The sequence below is a fragment of the Enterococcus canis NBRC 100695 genome (assembly GCF_001544375.1).
GTDB lineage: Bacteria > Bacillota > Bacilli > Lactobacillales > Enterococcaceae > Enterococcus_H > Enterococcus_H canis.
The window spans coordinates 95,496-115,643 of sequence record NZ_BCQJ01000001.1 but is presented as its reverse complement, the minus strand read 5'-3'; the positions used below and the strand labels follow the sequence as shown (position 1 = coordinate 115,643).

At 39.4% G+C, this 20,148-nt stretch carries 16 protein-coding genes, 1 pseudogene and 1 CRISPR repeat array; of the genes and pseudogenes, 2 read left to right on the top strand and 15 right to left on the bottom strand.

Annotated features, from left to right (window positions below; genetic code table 11):
* Positions 1–4: 4 nt before the first annotated feature.
* The 5 genes and pseudogenes from ECA01S_RS00645 to cas9 all read right to left on the bottom strand — a co-directional run bounded on the left by ECA01S_RS00645 (position 5) and on the right by cas9 (position 7,347).
* Positions 5–493, bottom strand: coding sequence for a helix-turn-helix domain-containing protein (locus ECA01S_RS00645; protein WP_067389549.1), 489 nt, complete (start codon positions 491–493; stop codon positions 5–7).
* A gap of 218 nt (positions 494–711) precedes the next feature.
* Positions 712–1,407: a CRISPR direct-repeat array (repeat unit 36 nt; unit sequence GTTTTGGAGACATTCAAAACAGCATAGCTCTAAAAC).
* A 123-nt stretch (positions 1,408–1,530) separates the two neighbouring features.
* Positions 1,531–2,193 carry a type II-A CRISPR-associated protein Csn2 gene (gene csn2 / locus ECA01S_RS00640; protein ID WP_373277532.1) on the bottom strand — a complete coding sequence of 221 codons (663 nt, stop codon included), beginning with the start codon at positions 2,191–2,193 and terminating at the stop codon, positions 1,531–1,533.
* Complete coding sequence (gene cas2 / locus ECA01S_RS00635; protein WP_067389547.1) at positions 2,180–2,521, bottom strand: CRISPR-associated endonuclease Cas2; 342 nt, start codon at positions 2,519–2,521, stop codon at positions 2,180–2,182. Before cas2 ends, csn2 begins: the two co-directional genes overlap by 14 nt.
* On the bottom strand, positions 2,518–3,384 hold the full coding sequence (cas1, locus tag ECA01S_RS00630; RefSeq protein ID WP_067389545.1) for a type II CRISPR-associated endonuclease Cas1: 867 nt from the start codon (positions 3,382–3,384) through the stop codon (positions 2,518–2,520). Before cas1 ends, cas2 begins: the two co-directional genes overlap by 4 nt.
* Positions 3,385–7,347: pseudogene (gene cas9 / locus ECA01S_RS00625) on the bottom strand (type II CRISPR RNA-guided endonuclease Cas9). It abuts the gene before it with no gap.
* Between the two features lie 335 nt (positions 7,348–7,682).
* Between cas9 and ECA01S_RS00620 the strand changes: the two are divergent.
* A complete protein-coding gene (locus ECA01S_RS00620) occupies positions 7,683–8,588 on the top strand; it encodes a magnesium transporter CorA family protein (protein WP_067389543.1) in 906 nt (301 codons plus the stop codon).
* A gap of 35 nt (positions 8,589–8,623) precedes the next feature.
* Here ECA01S_RS00620 and ECA01S_RS00615 read toward each other — a convergent pair whose 3' ends face one another.
* Together ECA01S_RS00615 and ECA01S_RS00610 are read right to left on the bottom strand one after the other, a co-directional pair.
* A complete protein-coding gene (locus tag ECA01S_RS00615; RefSeq protein ID WP_067389542.1) occupies positions 8,624–9,220 on the bottom strand; it encodes an MBL fold metallo-hydrolase in 597 nt (198 codons plus the stop codon).
* Positions 9,221–9,236: 16 nt separating this feature from the next.
* Positions 9,237–9,557, bottom strand: a complete 321-nt coding sequence (locus ECA01S_RS00610; protein WP_067389541.1) for a hypothetical protein — start codon at positions 9,555–9,557, stop codon at positions 9,237–9,239.
* 83 nt (positions 9,558–9,640) lie between these two features.
* Here ECA01S_RS00610 and ECA01S_RS00605 point away from each other — a divergent pair, with 83 nt between their 5' ends.
* Complete coding sequence (locus tag ECA01S_RS00605; protein ID WP_067389540.1) at positions 9,641–10,801, top strand: MFS transporter; 1,161 nt, start codon at positions 9,641–9,643, stop codon at positions 10,799–10,801.
* Between the two features lie 69 nt (positions 10,802–10,870).
* Here ECA01S_RS00605 and ECA01S_RS00600 read toward each other — a convergent pair whose 3' ends face one another.
* From ECA01S_RS00600 to ECA01S_RS00565, 8 genes are all read right to left on the bottom strand, one after another.
* Positions 10,871–11,146, bottom strand: coding sequence for a hypothetical protein (locus ECA01S_RS00600; protein ID WP_143139556.1), 276 nt, complete (start codon positions 11,144–11,146; stop codon positions 10,871–10,873).
* A 378-nt stretch (positions 11,147–11,524) separates the two neighbouring features.
* On the bottom strand, positions 11,525–12,160 hold the full coding sequence (locus tag ECA01S_RS00595; protein ID WP_067389536.1) for a FusB/FusC family EF-G-binding protein: 636 nt from the start codon (positions 12,158–12,160) through the stop codon (positions 11,525–11,527).
* A 250-nt stretch (positions 12,161–12,410) separates the two neighbouring features.
* Positions 12,411–13,259, bottom strand: a complete 849-nt coding sequence (fakB, locus tag ECA01S_RS00590) for a DegV family protein (RefSeq protein WP_067389535.1) — start codon at positions 13,257–13,259, stop codon at positions 12,411–12,413.
* A gap of 132 nt (positions 13,260–13,391) precedes the next feature.
* Complete coding sequence (locus tag ECA01S_RS00585) at positions 13,392–14,534, bottom strand: LCP family protein (RefSeq protein WP_067389533.1); 1,143 nt, start codon at positions 14,532–14,534, stop codon at positions 13,392–13,394.
* Between the two features lie 147 nt (positions 14,535–14,681).
* On the bottom strand, positions 14,682–16,454 hold the full coding sequence (locus ECA01S_RS00580; RefSeq protein ID WP_067389531.1) for an oleate hydratase: 1,773 nt from the start codon (positions 16,452–16,454) through the stop codon (positions 14,682–14,684).
* A gap of 111 nt (positions 16,455–16,565) precedes the next feature.
* Positions 16,566–17,897, bottom strand: a complete 1,332-nt coding sequence (locus tag ECA01S_RS00575) for a dihydrolipoyl dehydrogenase family protein (protein ID WP_067389529.1) — start codon at positions 17,895–17,897, stop codon at positions 16,566–16,568.
* Positions 17,898–17,973: 76 nt separating this feature from the next.
* The gene (lepB, locus tag ECA01S_RS00570; protein WP_245631177.1) at positions 17,974–18,522 is read right to left on the bottom strand and encodes a signal peptidase I; all 549 of its coding nucleotides are present in this window, start codon (positions 18,520–18,522) and stop codon (positions 17,974–17,976) included.
* 147 nt (positions 18,523–18,669) lie between these two features.
* The gene (locus ECA01S_RS00565) at positions 18,670–20,091 is read right to left on the bottom strand and encodes a S41 family peptidase (RefSeq protein WP_067389525.1); all 1,422 of its coding nucleotides are present in this window, start codon (positions 20,089–20,091) and stop codon (positions 18,670–18,672) included.
* Positions 20,092–20,148 lie beyond the last annotated feature (57 nt).

The following is a 20,148-nucleotide window of genomic DNA, read 5'->3' as shown; positions in this document are numbered from 1 at the left end:
CCTCCTATCCTCTGCTAATTTGCAACACAACTACCGCAATACAAGCAAAAAAGTAAAATATACAGAGATATAAACCCCAGTCATACATGTTCTCTGCTTGTCCGTATAAGCTAGGTAATCTTTTTGTCTTATACATGAAATGAACGGAGATGATTAAGCCTCCGATTGCATAAATCAGCAAAAGGATCAACGTCGTCGGTCGTATGATCATTTGTAGCGCCAACAATACAATTGACCAAATAATCAAGGCAATAAAATGTTTCTTGCCAATAGCATTTTTCTCACTAATGATTAGTCGCTTTCCAGTCATTAGTTCATCGATTGAAATATCAAAAGTTTGCGCTAGCAGTACAATATTCTCAATATCAGGTTGTCCTTTCTCGGTTTCCCAATTGGAAATCGTTTGACGCGTCACAAAAAGTTTATTTGCTAATTCTTCTTGCGTATAGCCTTTTTCTAAACGCAGCTGTTTTAGCTGTTCTCCTAATTTCATATTGCTCCTCTCCTTCTCGAATCTTCCACAACTTTATTGTAGCAAAGTATTGGAGAAGTATGCCGTTTTGTAGCTGAAAAGCTATGTCAAAATCACTAGACATGCTGATGTGATAGGGTTTGCAGAACCATAAAAAAACCGCAATCCTAAAATTACGGTTTTTTGCAGCGCAATTATCTCTCAAAAAATATACTATTCAAGATTATTTCTCTACGCCAACAATCGAGACATTCAAAACAGCATAGCTCTAAAACGCACAAAAACTCACCTAAAAATAGCAAAAAGTTTTGGAGACATTCAAAACAGCATAGCTCTAAAACTTTATAGTTTACAATACAGAATAAGTTTATGTTTTGGAGACATTCAAAACAGCATAGCTCTAAAACGGTCAGTACCTAAATACGCCAGAGGAACAAGTTTTGGAGACATTCAAAACAGCATAGCTCTAAAACGTTATATCCTCACCAATCGCAATATCTAAAGTTTTGGAGACATTCAAAACAGCATAGCTCTAAAACAAACTATATACCGTTAGCGGTTTTCATTACGTTTTGGAGACATTCAAAACAGCATAGCTCTAAAACAGTACAATATTCGATATTAAGCAAAATGCAGTTTTGGAGACATTCAAAACAGCATAGCTCTAAAACACTTGTTCAGCAGTAACTCCGTGTGGATTTGTTTTGGAGACATTCAAAACAGCATAGCTCTAAAACATTAGCGTACAAATTAGATTTAAGTATGTAGTTTTGGAGACATTCAAAACAGCATAGCTCTAAAACGCAAAGCTACTACCAGCATAGTTGATCGTGGTTTTGGAGACATTCAAAACAGCATAGCTCTAAAACATTAGTCACCTCAAAGTAGCTAAGATGACTGTTTTGGAGACATTCAAAACAGCATAGCTCTAAAACCTCGTAGACTTTTTCGAAGTTCCGTAATCGCGCTATTCATCCATAGCAAGACTTTAGTTTTAAATGTCTCAAATTGCATTAATTGTTGGTATTACTATTTAGTTGTCAAAGAACAATTATCGGTTACACGTTTTTTTCGGTTAGAAAAAAATCTTCGTCCAAAATTACTTGCATCGCTCCAGATACTTTTCGAGGTTCAATAAAGAGAACATCGACGTTACTTAGTTCAATATACTCCCGCAATTCGGATCGCTCTTCATCTGCCAAATAAGCATACACGTTGCAAAAGATGAGTAATCTCTTTTTAGACAAATATTTATAAACTTGCACAATTTCAATAAGCTTCTCAAAAATAGTATCGCTTGTAGTTTCAATTTTAATTCCTAATGCTTTAAACAGCTCATTTACAGTAATTTCATCCTCCTCTAAATCTAACTCATGTTCTAATAGTTCATAGCCAATAAGTTCACTGATTGTAGCAGTCAGTTTGTCTATCATTGATTTCACTTCAGGCTTTTCACTTAACTGTAGTTCTAAATCAGCATAAATTAGCTTCAGTACTGCAGCGGAGTTAATGTCATAACCAAGTATATCTGAAACTACCATGATTTCAGCTGCTTTTAGATTTTTTTGGTTATCACCAAAAAATTTCAGCTCACTCATTTCATTATATTGATAGACCATCTTGATAAGATCCGCAAAAGCGCGAATCTCTTCCACGACAAAAATCGTGTTTTTATCAATCTCAATTGCTTTATCTAATAAATCATAATTAAGAAAGATCATAGGCGTCACCTAAAAAAACCAATCGCTCATCTTGATTTGCCACACATTCATCCTTAGTTCCGCTTAGATATACCATTCGAGAAAACTGTTTTTCTGTAACGGTTAAAATATTTATTAACCCTTTTCGGGGATTATTCTGCTTTAAACGAGCTATCATCGCCGTCTTTGCGGTACCATTCAATAATATCTTACTATAAACTGAAAACTGGTGCATGATGAAACCTTCACTAATTAGAAATTTCCGGAATTTTCGATAAGCTTTTTTATCATCACTTGTATCAGTGGGCATGTCGAACATTACAAGCATTCTCATATAACGATAACTCATATCCTAAAGTCAGGAACTCCTTCCGCTTTATTATTTAACACACGAATCACTTTCTTCGTATAATCACTAATGATATTAGTCAAAAACATTGCTTGTTTATTATAGGAATAATTCTCCGTAAAAAGAGTAAATAGCATCCGTTTTATCACTGGAAAATCTTCCGTGCGATGTTGATAGACGATTTGATCCACCAGGGGCCGAAAAGGCTCCATCAAATCACTGGCAAGATTAAAGTCGTTGAATTGGTTTGAATGTTTAAGCCCTAACTGGGTTAGGCAGCCTGATTTTGCGATTTCTCTAGCAAACATGCTCATTATCAAGGTGTAACCGTAGTCTAATCCCGCATTCACCGCATTACTAGATTCACGAGTAAAGTCATTCCCAAAGAGTGTATTAAAATAGATGCGCGCTGCATGTCCTTCTCGATTTGTTGGATCAAATATTTCCAATCCTTCCAACAAGTTCTTTAAGGAATTCGCTTTTTCTTCAAAACCGCATGCCCTCAAATAGATCATTTGGTTACTGATTTTTTGAGCAATGATATTGGTCCATACGCTTCCTTGCAGCTTCTTATCCCATTCAATCTGCTTCTGCAATTGTAAAGTACTATCATGGCGACCATAAAACGAGGAGATTCTTCCGATAGGCAAACGCTTATCATCGCAGAAAATTAGATCGATATTTTCATCTGTTAGTCGTTTGATTAGCATGGTTGTGATTGAGATATCGGTTGTCTCCAACAACAAAATATCTATTTCCGACAAATGGATCATCTCACTCTGACTAACTGTTTTATAAATTAGATGATTATTTTTGTACGACAATTTCGAATGTTTATTAACCACCACCGTTCGCCAACCCATTTACTCACCTAGCTTTCTTCTAGTCTCATAGAGACCTGTAATAGAGTAATCAATAAGAATAGATTCACCAATTCGCAAAATATCTTTTTTAGCTCTATATCTCGTTCGAGGAATAAGTGTAATCTTTTTTTCATGCTCATTCTGATACGTTCCTGCCTCTGTTGTTCCCTTACTAGCGATATTGAATAGCACAAATAATATATCTCTTTCTTGAATAACTGTCCGATTGATAGGGATAGACAATTTAGAAATATCCGCTAATTGGTTTAATTGAATAAACGTATAGATTTTTTCTCGAATTAAATCAAAGTAGGAACGATTATTGTCAATAAAAGCTTTCTCATCCTCGATAAGCTTCTCGTACTGTTTTATAAAGTAAACGTATTTCACTAAATACTCTTCCAAAAAGAACTGATTCCATTTACCTGAATCAGTTAAACTGGAAACACTTCTATAATGTCCTTCCGGTTGATAGAAGATCTGATTACGTAAAATTCTAAAATCATATAACTCTTTGTCTAAGCTCGTTCTTTTTATAGAAAATAGTTCATTGTTTTTCAACGTAATAAATGCTTCCTTTTCTTCAGTATAGCCACCATAATTCTTGATAGCTAAAGGAATAATACTGCCATCACTTCTTTTGAACCTTGACTTAATTTGATTCTTTCCTGTACCGCCTCTACCACTAATAGTCTCCTTATATAGCAGTTTTCCTTCTTCATTTGAGGCTCTGTTTTCCAATTTTTTTGTAAAATTCATTTGACGATAGTTTAGGACATGTCTAATTTTCTTGATCATATCCGGTGACCACAGAATCTCCCCTGTTTCTGTGTCTGTAATGATTTCACCTGAGGCGAAGAAACGCATCAGGTTTGTCATGAATTGCTTGCGCGCTGTTGCTTTATTTTCTTTAAAGGAATTGTATTTACGATACTCTCCATAAACAAACTCTGGCTTTAACTGCGGGTAAACTTTAAGTAAGGATAGTGCCACTACCCCATTCAAGTATGCATCATGGGCATGATGGTAATCATTCACTTCACGAACTTTATAAATCTCAAATTCTCGTCTAAACTGACTTGTTAAAGCGGATTTTAGAGTGACAATGGAGACTTTTTCTTCGCCATTATTAAATCTCTGATTCAATATTTGTGCAACGTGTTTCGTAATCTGTCTGGTCTCAACTAGTTGCCGATGAATAAAGCCAGCTTTGTCTTCTTCCGTCAAAGAAAGACGAGTTAGGTTATCGAATTTTCTTTGACTAATTAGTCCTGATTTCAATAATGATTCCCACATTCTGCGCATGCGATTGACCACTTGTTCGCTAGGAACATCGTCTTTCTTACCACGATTCACAGCAGAACTTGTCAAAACGCGATTATCAATTGAATTATCTGTGGTAAAACTCCGAGGAATAATATGATCAATATCGTAATTAACAAGATTATTGATGTCCAGTGGTTGACCAGTATACATATCCTTGCCGTTTTGCAAATAGTACAAATAAATCCGGTCATTACGCAATTCTTGATTATCAGTAGGATATTCTGTCAGAATTTTACTTCCTAATTCGCGCATGGCAGTTTCCAAATTTCGTAACCGAGTATTTGAATTTCTGCGCCCTTGATCAGTCGTCTGATTTTCTCGAGCCATTTCCACTACAATATTTTTCGGTCGATATCCCATGATTTTAACTAATTCATCTACTATCATAAGGCTTTGTAGAATTCCCTTTTTAATAGCCGGACTACCTGGTATTTTTTGCACTAATTCATGTAGGCTGCCATGATCTTCTTTTTCCTGTGCCCTTTGAATAGACTCTTTAAAAGAAAGGCGCTCATCGTTGATTAGCTGCATAAAATTCCGATTGCGATTTTTAGGGATATCATCATCGTCCATCAGGTAGTCGAGAATAGTCTTGCCACTATGACTATCACGAAGCCCGTTAATCAGCTGACTTGATAAGCGACCCCATCCCGTATAATGACGTCTTTCTAGTTTCTTCATTGTCTTTTCCAAAAAATAATCATGATATTTTTCCAGCTGTTTACGAATCATCTGACGGTCCTCAAAAACAGTTAAAATTTTTACAATATCTTCCAGAATTTCCTCATTTGACTGCTCATCTAAAAATTGTGAATCGATACCAATCTTTAGGAAATCATGATAGGTATTATATTTCGCATTGAATTCTCGCTCAACGCCTACTATTTCAGCCGTCTCAATATTGTAATGATTACGTAAGAAGTGTTCTAAGTCAGCCTTGGTTACGCGTCGCTTTTTCTTAAATAAAGTTGCGAAAATTTGCTGCTTTTCTTCACTTGAGAAATTAGCTTCCACTCCACGATCATCGATATATTTCACTTTCGTTAGTTCGTTAAAAATTGCATATTTTTCATACAGCATACTGTGTTTGGGTAAGACTTTTTCATTTGGGAGATAGCTATCAAAATTTGTCATACGTTCAATAAAGTCGATTGCAGATTGGTCTGCATCAACAACCTCCGCAAAATTCCATGGTCTGATAGCTTCATCTGAATTTCTTGTAACCCAAGCAAACTTACCCTTTCCAGTACCCAAAGGACCGACATAGTATGGAATTCTAAAAGTTAAAAGCGATTCAATTTGTGCTTGAAACTCTTGCAAAAATGGATAGTACTTTTGTTGATTATGGATAATCGCTTTTAATTCTTCCAAATGAATCTGATGTGGAATTACGCCATTATCAAATGTCCGTTGTTTTCGAAGAAAATCTTCCTGTTCAATTTTTGCTAAGAAGTAATCCGCATTTGGTGTTTTTTCTATCAAATTTTTAACATATTTATAGAATTCTTCTTGTTTTACATTATTTCCATCAATATATCCAGCATAGCCTTTTTTACCAGAGTCATTAAATACTTCTGCGTATTTATCTGGCAAATTTTGTTTGACAAACAGCTTAAATCTTTTCAAATCTTCTTGATGCTGTTCATAACGTTCAATCATGCTGGCTGAAAGTTTTGCTTTCGTAGAGCGATCATTTACAGTTAAGATTCCTGCCAACTCTACTGCGTCATAAGCATTCTTAGCAGCGGCGAATACATCACTATACTCGTCTCCCACGAGGCTTAATAGATTTTCCAGATCCTCTTCATATTCTTCCTTAGAGAATTGCAGTTTTGCATCCTCCTCCAAGTTGAATGTACGTTTAAAATTCGCCTGGTTTCCTGCAATCAGTTTAAGAAATAACATGAAAGTACCATTGCTTTTTTCATTAGGGAATAATTTAAGTACATTCTCAGCTTTTTTGGATCTAGAAACTTTTTCCGTAAATGGAAATTCCACCTCTGTTGTTTCATCAAGATGATTAATAAAACTGCCATCATTTTGATAGGTAAAAGTCTGGTTATAGACTTGTAAAAATAGTTTGAATGTTTCGTTGATTGAAGAATTTTCAGTATTCAATTTACCTTCGATTAAGAAATTCCCACGATACTTAATGAGATGAGCAAGGGCCAGATATACTATCCTTAAGTCTCTTTTTTCGTCACTATCTGCTAATGTTTTCCGAAGATGATAAATGGTCGGGAACTCTTGATGATAAGCTATTTCCTCTTCAACTGTGGTGAAAATAGGATGTCGTTCATGTAACTTATCTTCGAGAACTAAAAAACTTTCATCTAATCGATAGAAAAAATTAGGATCTACTTTCACCATCTCTTCGGCAAAAAAAGCACGCAGATACTCAATACGATTTCTTCTCCGTCGTAACCGTCTTCTAGTGGTACGACTGCCTCGACGTTTTTCAGCTGTTTTGCCTTCATCAAAGAGACGAACTCCCCAGAAATTCTTCTTTATGTATGGTTTATCACTGGCACCTTTGATTTTCATTCTCTTTCTTACTAAACTGTAGTCATCTGTTAGTACCGCTCAACCTACGCTGTTCGTCCCGATGTCTAAGCCGATGGTATAATCTTTTCTCAATACTATCATCTCCTCGTACAATGTTTTTAATTGCAAAATCCTCATTTTCTGATATACTTTAGTTGTTGGTGACATTCAAATCAACATAGCAAGTTAAAATAAGGCTTTGACCGTAATAACCTTTTAAGTGGCGCTGTTTCGGCGCTTTTTTTGTGTTCTGTTTTATTAATCACAAAAATGCAACCGCTTTATATCTATCTTACCATATCAAGTTGTTTTTAATAAAATTTTAATAGTTCTAATATAGATGTTTTTCAAGTAATTTGCTGATACACTCTTACAAAGTCGTCTAGATTCAAACTTATGCTATAATTCTTCAAGAACGGAGGCGTGAAATGAATAAAAAAGAATATTTCGGTGCAGACGGAGATCTGCTTTGGATCAATTTTGATACAGATGAAACAAAAAATATTACTTTTCTGCAAGAGTTTGGTGTGGATGAAGAGATACTGGCTTATTCATTGGATATCAATGAACGAGCACGGGTGGAATATGATGATTTGAGTGATACGTTTATTTTGATTTTTAACGTGCCTAAGTTAGAAAAAATCGACAATCACTATGAAACGATTCCGATTACCTTCCTAATTCGTAATAGTCAGTTGGTGACGATATCTAACAGCAAGAATGTCTATGTAGTTGATTTAATGACTCGCTATTTAGAGAGTCACCGCAGTAATTCGCTGTTTCAATTTTTATTCTCTACCTTGTTTCTGATTGCTGACAGCTACTTCCCTTTAGTAGAGGAAATGAATAGCGAGCGTAATCGAACGAATGATAAGTTGAAGGAAAAAACAACCAAGCAAAACTTGTTAGGTCTGTCTGACTTAGAAACTGGACTTGTCTATTTCGTTTCTGCCTCTAAGCAAAATGCGATTTTATTGGAGCAAGTCAAAACGCTCTCAATTTACCGACAATTGGACCAAATAGAAAAGGAACAGTTAGAAGATGCGATTATCGAGGCGAAACAGCTAGTGGAAATGACACAATTAGCCACACAAATTTTAAAACAGCTATCCGCTACTTATAATAATGTTCTAAACAACAACCTGAATGACACTATGAAAATTTTGACTACCTTGTCCATTCTTTTAACAGTCCCCACGATTGTTACAGGCTTTTTTGGAATGAATATGCCCTTGCCGCTTGAACATAATGTTACGGGTTGGCTCATTACGATTGCTATCAGTATTTGCGGTTGGTTAGGATTATCTTTTGTTTTAAGTAAAATCATGAAATGAAAAAACGGATTGGCTGTTATGCCGATCCGTTTTTCTTAGGTATTATGCTCATCTTGTGGAATTTCACCATGGGCATGGTAGATTTTCGTCGCTTTTGCTGCAGCCAAGGCTTGCCAGCTTGCTTGGCCAGCATAGTCCTCCGTCGTAAGCCATTCTTTTTTATATAAATCGCCGACAAACGCAGTACCATCCTTGAAAACGATAGATATGCTGTCTTCTGAATGACCCTTTGTAGGTATTACTTGGGCAGGGATGCCTTGATCCAACAAAAAATCATTCAGGTCTTGCAGTGAGAAAATTTTAGAAGTCTCTAAATCAATGGGCTGATAACCTGGGCACGTACCACTGCGTGCGATTTGTTCTTCCATTGGTTGGATGAAAGGCACTTGATCAGCCAAGACGAGAAATTCAGTACCCAGATTTTTCAATTCTTCTACTAGGCCGGCATGATCCATATGAAAATGAGTGACCAGTAAATAACGAATTTTCTTCGGCTCTAGTCCGGTTCTTTTCATTTCTCGCAAATAATCGTATAGATGGCATGGCCATGAGGCATCAATAGCAAAATAAAAATCATTTATTTCTACTAAAAAACTATGGGCTTGCTTAATGGTGATAGGATAAACCTTCATGCTTTGCTCCTTCCGACTATTCTCCTGCGGGAAGTTTCTCAACTGCGATTATTTCTTGAAACTGCATAGGATAAGACTCCATAATAGCGCCGCGATAAGTTACTTGTACATAATCACCGTTCTCAAGTTGATCAGAAGGTAATTGATACCATTCATAGGATGCTATTTGTTGTCCTAAATCGTTAGTTTGAGAAGTCAGGCGTGGGCCAGCCGCAAGCTTTTGATCCCAAAAATAACCAGTTATTTCATGGGTATCATGTTTTTGACAAAGAACCACTATGGTAAGCAAAAGAACGGTTACGATGATTGCGAGTAGTCGTTTAAAAGATTTTGTCATAATGCCCTCCTTTGAGATAATTCTAGTATACCATCTCTCGCCAAAGTGGAAGAGAACCGGTACAATAAAATCGAGGAGGTCTTATGAATAAATTATTGATTATTATTTATTTTGTTTTTATCAGTTTGGGATTACCCGACTCTGTTTTAGGGACTGCGTGGCCCACCATGCATCAAGAACTGCATTTAGTCACTAGCGCAGCCGGTTTGATTGCGATGGTCGTTTCCGTTTGTACCATTCTTTCCAGCCTACAAACGATTCCCTTGATTGAGCGTTTTGGTATCGGTAAATTGGTTCTGTTCAGTGTACTAGCAACGGCAATTGGTTTGCTGGGGTATAGCACCGCAAATTATTACTGGATGCTGTTACTATTTGCGATTCCGTTAGGATTAGGGGCTGGGGCGATTGATACTTCAGTCAATGATTATGTGGATCTTCATTACAAAGCGCACCACATGAATTGGCTCCATGCCTTTTGGGGAATTGGTGCGACAGTTGGTCCCATCATTATGGGTATTCTATTAAGTAATAGCTTAAGCTGGCGGATGGGCTATCTGGTATTGGGTATTATTCAGCTACTACTGGTTCTATTGCTGACTCGTTCAATTCCACTTTGGAAAAAGGTTCACGTTCCTGTCGCAGAGACAGGGAAACGTACCACTACCTTACGTCAAGTGATAACTAAACCTGGCGTCATATTTAGTTTATTAGCGTTCATTTTCTACGTAGGAACTGAGGCTAGTATTGGGCTTTGGGGTAGTACCTTTTTGGTGAATGCGAAAGGAATTCATGTAAATACAGCGGCCTTTATTACTTCAACTTATTATGCCAGTATCACGATCGGACGTTTGATAGCAGGTTTTATGACCTTCCGTTTTGGCAATCGCTTTATCCTATATGTTAGTGAAACTTTACTTGTTATCGGAGTCGTTCTGTTGATGATCCTTCCCGGTCAATACTCTTTAGTTGGATTTGCGTTAACGGGGCTTGGTTCTGCGGCTATTTTCCCCACGATGTTACAGGAGACGCCGCGCCGTTTTGGTACTGACGTTTCTACTCAAGTAATGAGTTTACAAGTTGGTTTAGCTTATGTAGGTACTACCTGCTTACCACCCTTGTTAGGTGTCATTTCACAATACTTTGGTATGGCTATTTTCCCTTATATTCTGGGCATTTTTAGCTTCATTTTATTCGCAGCAACGATTCTCTTGGAAAAAGGCGTTAGACAAACACATACTAGTTAATAATTACGAAAATCTTTTAAAAGACTGCTAGATAAAGCGGTCTTTTAAAAGGTTTTTTCGATAAGCCGATTATTTCTCGTTAACTCGCAGCTGAGTTGCGGAGACCACATAGGTTAAAGATTCTTCGCTACCAATATCTACAACATTGTTGGTGGTTATTGTCACACTTTCCCCGATGGAAACTTGATGTGCCATCCCTGACACAATCAGTTTGTCTCCACCGAATACATACAACGCTTCGATGTTTCGCGAATTTGCTTTGTTCTCAATTTTAATATAGTGATCATCTATTTCGCTGACTGTGCCGCTATAAGCAAAGGTCGCGCTGCGGGGTCTTGATTTCATAAAAAGAACACTCACACTAATAAGTAGCGTTAAGCAAAGTAATGAGAAAAATACTAGATAACCTTTTTTGATATACATATTGCCTCCTATAAAACCGTCTTTAAAAAGCGTTGTTTCTCTTATACTTATTATTAGTATAACATGGCAATGTTCTATTTCAATTACTAAAAATCAGCGTCATGAAACTGTCATAAAGGTATCTATCATGATAAAACGTAGATATTTCCATCTTATTAAATAACGATTGTGAAAAATGGATGGTCATGTAACGAGACAGTCCTTTTCAGAGATGTTTTTATTGATAAAAATCAAACAAAAAAGCTGTGAGGTATCTTCTCACAGCTTTTGCGCATTATGCAGTTTATGCCTTTTACGAAACTAACTTTTAACCGTTTGGTAGAACTGATGCAAATATTCTAAATCATATAAGTGATGGTTGCAGTTCTGACTATCCACACAAATGTAATTTCCTTTTTTAGTATAGGTTCCGTCGGCCGACGCCTTGGTCGTTGCTAGGAACAAGGCAACATTTTGCGTGGAGTGACAAATAGAACAAATACCTTTTTGTGTACCAGTAGCCAACTTGCCGTAGACGCCTACTAGTTTACCTTCCTCCCGTAACAGGAGATATTTTCGCTGGGTTGCTGGATCGTTCCAACCTAAATAGCTGGTTTCCTGCAAATCCATCTCTTCCGTAGGCAATTTCAATTTTTTAACCTTTTTAAACGTTTTTTCCAACTGTTTAGCGGTTGGCATCTCAAACGGGGTCACATACTTTTTAAAAGATTCAAAGTAATCTTGGGCTTTTGCTTTAGTTAAACTGGTATTTAATGCGAAATCGATTAAGTCTTTTAAAGGTTCAAACTCTGTTGAGACTGCCTGTGTCATTTTTTCTACAATCTGCGCTTGAAAGGTCGCAATTGTTTCCTTATCATTGACTGATTGATACGCGTTGATTAATTGTGCAACATTTTTCTTCAAATAAAAGTATTGGTGTGGTGCGATGTTTGTCATGGTGATTTCCTCTCTTTTTTGCGAATCGCTTTGAAGGAAATCCTTACAAAGCGTAGTTACTGAGCAACACCAATCGGTACTAATGATACGAAACGTATCATACTATCATCCCCTTAAAATCAAGTACTGCTATAATAGAACGCTAGCCGTAAGAAGTCAACTGCTTTTTATATCAATCATAATTTTATTATGTAAACTGAATAATTAGTCAAAAAGAAAAACCTGAAGCTAGTTTTCAGGTTTTTGCATTTTATTCCGGTGTAATGGCAAAGCCAATCGCCTTTTCACCTAAATGCGTTCCGATAACCGGACCAAAATAGCCGACTTCAATGGTTGCATTAGGGTAACGTTCTGCAAGTTTGGCTTTTTCTGCTTCTGCTACTTCAAGATTGTTTGCATGGATAACCCATAATTTACCAGGAATGCCGATTTCTTCTTGTCGCATGCCCAGTAGTTCTTCACAGCGGTTAAAGGCCTTCTTAGTGGAACGAATTTTTTCGTATAAAACGATCTTTCCTTCTTCAAAAGTCAATACCGGTTTGATTTTTAGCAAACCGCCAATCAAAGCTGCACCATTCGTCAAGCGACCACCTCGCACAAGATTATTCAAATCTTCGACTACTAAGTAAGCATAGGTGTTGTCACGAATCTCATCTAGTTTAGCAAAAATCTCTTCCAATGATTTGCCGCCTTCTGACATGTTTAGCGCGGTTTCTACCATGTGTCCCATCGGTGTACTTGTGATTTTAGAATCATACGGATAAATCGCAACACCAGGAACAGCATCCGTCAAAGCGTGTAAAGTATTGACGAAGCCCGAAATACCTGAAGATAGATGGATGCTAATAATCGCTTCATAACCATCTTTTGCCAGTTGTTCATATAATGCCAAAACCTCGCCCACTGCTGGTTGTGAAGTGGTAGGAAATTCTTGACTACTATTCAATAGAGTGTAGTATTCGTCAGCCTCGATATCAATGCCTTCATTGTAAATTTTACCATCTAAAATAACAGGAATCGGAATAATAAATAAATCTTTATGTTCTTTCACGCGTTCAGGAAGAAACGCTGTACTATCGGTTACAATCGCGGTTTTCATACTTACTTCCTCTCGTTTCGCTTTTTTACACGTACCATAACTATACCATAAATCATAAGGCTGTGAAATGTTTCAATGAAAAATGACAATGAAAACCTGTCTCGCAAGAGTCTCCGAGACAGGTTAGGGTTGTTATTCAGATAAAAACTTAGTAATCGCTTGTTGGTTCATCGCCATATCCAGCTCCAATACACTACCAGCATAATCAGAGGTGCCATATGCCCAGCTATCCTTGACCGGCACCGTCAGCCGATCAATACCATTAGCCGCTTTTAATAACGTGCCCACACTATTTTTTACCATGTAGCTTGTTGGGACATCCGTTGATAAATACCCCATTAAAGTTCCCGCACCTTCTGGCAAATGAATTAGATTCAGCGGATTCTTCATTTGAGATAAAACGGCATTCATAACTTGCTGCTGCCGGCGCACGCGACCAAAGTCACCCTCTTCATCCATCCGGAAACGTGCATACTGCAACAGTGTATGACCATCCATCTTTCGTTCCCCTTTTTTGATATCAGCATCAATGTTTTTACTCATATCTTTTTCAGCATCAATTTGCACACCACCAGGGAACATCGTGTCGATGACCTTTTCAAAGGATTGGAAGTCTACTTTGACGTAATAGCGGCATTCAATACCAAAGTTTTGTTTCAGGGTTCTTCGGACTAAATCCGCTCCGCCGTATGCATAAGCTGAATTGATTTTATTCATACCTACATCGGGAATATCTACAAAGCTATCCCGCATAAATGAGATCAATTTAGCTTTCTTAGTCTTGCCATCTAATTGCAACACCATAATCGTATCTGCACGACCTGCATCCTCGCCGCGACTATCACTACCCAATATCAAAATATTTGACGAGCCATCCGAATTTTTAAAGCCGTTGAAGGTTTCCTCCGGTTCAGGGACAAGCTCCTTATCATTTTTAGCCGTCAAATGACCTTTATAAAACATGCCCACAGCCAAAGCAAGCAATAAAAGCAGGACCAGCAGGATACGGCGCAGCCAAGATTTTTTTCGTCTTTTCTTCGGCTTAGGCGTTTTCTTTTTCTTAGGTGGTTGTTGCCCGCCGCGACCGTTACCACCGCCTGGGCCCCGTGGCTCACGATTATCATAATCTGGATATTCTGGCGCATCTTGTAGCGGTACCTGGTCTTCTTGATAGGCATGTTCCGTATTTGGTCGTTTGATTGTTTTTCGTATTTGTGGTGCTTTTTCTGGTTTCGCTTGTTTATGAATCTCTTTATAACGTTCCACTCGACTCATTTGATTTCCTCATTTCATACGTAATCCTTTATAAGGATACCGCAGATTGACACTTTTGTCCGCTACTTTATGGAATTCTTAAAGCTCTCAAAAAAATACCAATGGACTAGTAGTTACTACATAATCCATTGGTGTTCGGTTTTAGCTTTAAATCAAATGATTATCCCGCAGTAAATCACCAATATAGGTATGCTCAATCTTCTTCACGAAACGTTCCACGATTTTCCGCTCCACAAACGGCATATCCATTTCAGTCAGTTTCTTCTTATCTGATAAGTAATAAACCGCATTTGCTAGCGAACGCAGGTCATAGGCAGAAGCATAGACTTCGGGTACGCCCCGTTCTAAATCTAGGAAGCGATAAACAGCCTCCATCGCGGTACGGACCGAGTATTCGGTAGTGAAGACTGTATCCCGTTCTGTTTCCGCAAAGTTGCCAATAAAGGCTAGATTCTGGGAGCCGTTAGGAATCACTAACGGGCGATCACCAGGTTCTCGCAACATAAAGTAAGAGGTGATAAACGGCATATAAACGGGAATCACGACACATAATTCTTCCGACATTCGCTTAATTTCTGCTTCAGGAACACCTAGATGATACATCAATTCTTGGACAATCTCTTGACCGCTGCACTGCTCAATCGGCTTCTTAATGTAATTCCCCGGCGTATTGGATAATAGGCCATAAACCCAAGTTACCGTCTGTTGATCCGTTTGTTCTTTGAAATGTGGTTGTCGGTGCGTGGCAAAGCTCATAAGCCAATTAGAGTCTTTGATGGTAATAATCCCGCCAGTGACGATTTTTCCAGTCCGTAATTTTCGATGTGTTAAGCGCTCGATATAAGGCTCGATATCGAAGTTTTGCCACGTAACCGTTGCGGAAACAAACCAACTTTCGTCTGGTAGATTTTCACAAAAGACTTCGGGATGACCAAAATCTGGCGATTGTTGGGCTAAATTCTGCCACAATTTCCAGCTACCGCCTAACTCGTGAGTAATCGGCGCTGGAGTGTGATGATCTCCTTGGGTTGAGCTTTCTGTGATGGAGCCGTTCGTCACAAATACTAAATCCTGTTTTGTTAATAGGACTTCTTTTTTCTCCCCTGCTTTTATGAGAGAAAGTCCGCGAGCTACCTTTTCATCCATGGTGATTTCCATGGTGATATTCTCAACCTGGGTCTCATATTGGAAGTCGACACCTTCACCTTCTAAAAAGGCCAGTAAAGGTTTGACTAATGATTCGTATTGATTATATTTCGTAAATTTTAAAGCGGTAAAGTCTGGTAAGCCTTTGATGTGGTGAATAAAACGCATGATGTAACGGCGCATTTCAATAGCAGAATGCCATTTTTCAAAGGCAAACATGGAGCACCAGTATAGCCAGAAATTGGAGGCAAAGAATTCGTCACCAAAGACATCTTCAATTCGTTTTCCAATCAGCTGGTCTTCGGAAGTCATGAACAATTCTACTAATTCTTTTTGGGCGGTCTTACTCAAGGTAAACTCGCCATCATCGGCTGCCCGTTCTCCTTGATGATGAATAATCCGGCAATTAGATGAGTTAGGATCATCGTGATCCAGCCAGTAGAATTCGTCCAAGACAGAGGCATCTGCTACTTCAAGTGAGGGAACTGAGCGAAATAGATCCCAGAGACATTCAAAGTGATTCTCCATTTCGCGGCCGCCTCGTGTGACAAAACCATCGTGGGGAATGAACTTTCCATCTAGCGAACCGCCTGAAAGGGATAATTCTTCGTAAATGTGGATGTGATCGCCTGCCATTTGACCATCGCGAATCAGGAAAACGGCCGCTGCCAGTCCGGCTAGTCCGCCACCTACGATATGAGCCTGTTTATCTTCGATACCTTGCGGCTTTCTGGGCCGCGCAAAAGCTTCATAGTTTCCATTGGTATAACGCATCTTGTTCCCTCCATTTTCTCAATTTCTTACATATTTATAGTAGCAGTTGCGAAAAAATGGTGCAAAGAAACACCCTTGAAAGCGGTATTTTTTTTGCATCATTTTGGTTATTTAGATATATTTCATGTAAGAATGGGCGATACTTGGGAAAATGTAAATCAACTCTTCCTGCGACGGTGCTTTGATATGCTGATTCATGACATCCAGCAAGCCATTAACCGTTTCCACCGCATCAGGTCCGACATTTGTCACCCCTACTAGGTAGCCCTCTTGGTCATGGACAAAGGTAATTAGGTTGATGGGATCATTACCCACTTGATGGAACCAATCTTTATCGGCATAATCCACTGAAGTGATGGTATAACGGTCTGGGTCCTTTAAGGCCGCCATGGGTGAAATCCCCGCCGTAGCAATCCGTGGCGAAGTAAAGACGGTTTGCGCAATAATCGGGTACTGGATTGGCTCTGTTGTCTGCCCCGTAAAGACGCGCGCTAAATACTGAGATTCATACGCTGCTACTGGGGTAATCTTAGGCACTGTTTTTACCACCACATCACCCATCGCGTAAATATGCGCCAAATTCGTCTGCAAGTAGTCATTGACAGGAATCCCTTCTTCAGTCGTAGCAAGTCCAATTCCTTCAAAATTCATGCCCGTCAGTTGTGGCACCCGACCGGTAGCATCCACCACATAATCGGTCAAATGGTGGTACCCATTGGCCCCTAACAATTCGATTCCCGCGTTCGTTTCTCGGGCCTCCTGAATGGTCTCGTTATAATGAAATTTGACGCCTCGTTGCGTGAGGTCTCTCACGACAGCCTTGACGTAAGGCGGGTAAAAATCGTGCAAGACTGTTTGACCACGCAAAATGACAGTCACATCAGCTCCAAAAGCGTTGGCCACCGTCGCAAATTCTAGTGCAATATAGCCGCCCCCTATCAAAGTAAGTCGTTTCGGCATTTGCGCCATCACCATGAAATCAGTACTATCGTGGAACAACTCACTGCCTGGGATCGCCATCTGGTGAGGCAGACGTCCGGTTACTAACACGATTTTCTTGGCAGTATAGCTTTTTTCTCCCACTTTTAAGGTATGGTCATCTTGAAAGACGCCGTGACCGATAATCGTTGTCACCCCTGCGTCTTCTAATTTTTGTTTATTAGCCGCCGCTAAGTGATCAATGACCGCGTGTTTATGGGCCATAGCATCGCCCCAGTCTAATTTAGGTAAACCTGTTACACCTTGACCTTGTAGCGCTTCTAACTGTCTTAAAACGTCTACTGGGCGGTCTAAGGTGATTTTGGCGTTACAGCCTCGGTTCGTACACACGCCACCGAATAGTCCTTCCTCAATCACGCCTACCCGTAGGCCGGCTTTGGCCATCGGTATCGCGCCATTCCAGGCCCCTTGACCACTGCCTAGAAATAATACATCAAAATCCATCCGAATCCCTCCTTTCTTTTACCATACCACTTGCCTAACAAAAAGAAAAAGAAAGAGACCATCTCGGGATGATCTCTTAACGGGGAATATATTTGATATGAGTGATCGGGTAATAAACAAACTGGGCTTTTCCTAGAATATATTGACTATCGACAACCCCGAAGGAACGACTGTCTTTTGACATGCGCCGATTGTCGCCTAAGACAAAATAGCTTGAAGCAGGCAAATGGTTTTGACCAATCAGCTCCTCCAATTTGAAATCCGTAGTAAAGGGGGCAGATTCATCATCATGTTTCCGATTAGCTGTTAAGAATGGTTCGTCCATTGGTTCATCATCGATATACAACTGATCGTCAATATAATCGACTTTTTCACCAGGAAGACCAATAATACGCTTGATATAAATATTGCCATCAGGTAGTTGGAATACCACAACATCAAAACGCTGGATATCGGTAAATTTTTCCATCAGGATCATATCGCCCTGCTTTAGGGTGTCCTCCATCGAGTTTCCATCTACTGGTACTGGAATCAGGATAAACCCTCTAATGATGAAGACAAGTACGACCGCGACGAGCGCGTATTTCACAACCAGCCAAAAGCGGTCTAATAGTTTTCGGTTCAAAGGGGCCATTCCTTCCGTATTTTTTCAACATTTCTTATTATACTGATGAATCTACAAAAGGTCGAGTGATTTCACGATTTTTCCCGAGTTTCACTGAACATCTGCAACAAAAAACCGAATACCTCACTAAAGGTATCCGGTATTCAACTATTTCATTAACTCTTTGACGGCTGTTTCGTACGGTACGTCATGAGCTTGGATCTGTTTTACTAAGCCTTGTTCTAGAGCAGTGGCTGTTTGATTATCCACGACACCGGTCGGATCCAATTCAGCCCGCTTTTGTTCTTCCATTACAGCATCGCGTGTTACTTCTGTGAATTCTTTACCAGTGGTTTTATGCCCTAAGGCCGCCAAAACTTGATTTATTTTGCTCACTTCATCAGAGGTGTCGCCAATTCGGTAGCTATTCTCGCGGGAAATTGGTGCTAAATACGCATACTCGGGATAATCTGCTTTGATGGTTGGTTCTAAGCCTTTTTCATGTAGCCATTCGCCGTCTGGTGTCAACCATTTTAAAATCGTCAGCTTGATCTCGCCGTCTTCCTCACCATTTAAAGCTTTGACAGTTTGAACGGTCCCTTTTCCAAAGGTCTGGGTCCCAATCACCGGACGACCTGCCGATTCTTTCAAAGCAGCCGCAAAGATTTCGGCTGCACTGGCACTGCCACCGTCTACTAAGACTGCGACTGGCTCCGTGATTTTATAGCCTTTATCTAATGACTCACTCGCGGTAATCGCTTGACGGTTTCCTTGTTTATCCTCAAATTGAACCACCGTTTTGCCGTCTTCCAAAAACATACTAGCAATCTGTTGGACCTGATTTAAAAGACCACCAGGATTTTGTCGTAGGTCTAGAATGAATCTTTCCGCGCCCTCTTTTCGTAATTGATCCACTGTTTTGATCAACTCATTAGAGGTGGTTTCACCAAAGGTCGTGATGCGGATTTTACCAATCGTTGGATGCTCATGATCTAGCTCCCCAATGACGGTATCTACTGGAATCGTATCGCGTTTGATGGCTACGGAGAAGGTTTCGCCATCACGAGCAACTTCTAGTTTAACCTGTGTATCTTTAGGTCCGCGGATTTTTTTGACGACGTCGTTTAGGCTCAGACCTGAAACAGACTCATCATCAATTTTTTGAATGACATCTCCCGTGCGCAAGCCGGCTTTTTCAGCAGGAGAGCCTGAAACAGGAGCTTGTGAGACTGTCGGTCGCTCATTCTCCATAGAAAGAGAAGCCCCGATGCCTTCGAAACTGCCAGAGATGGTTTCATCCAGTTCCTGCGCTTCATCGCCACTTAAATAGCTGGAATAGGGATCGTCTAAAGCTGAGGTCATGCCCTTTAAGGCGCCTTGAACCAACGCTTTTTTATCTACGTCTCCTACGTAATTGCTTTGAATCTCTTCGTATAAAGATTCTACCTCGGCCAGCTCGCTGGTCGTTTTGACTTCGGCAGTCTGGTGTTGGTATTGCTGATCAAAATAGATGTAACTCGCACCTCCGACTAAAAAAGCAGTACAGGCGATGGAGATCAAATATTGATGTAAAGGAACTTGTTTAGACATGCAGTTCCTCCTTTCAACTTGCGATTTTTCCCAGTGTAGCATGAGAGCCGGGAAAGA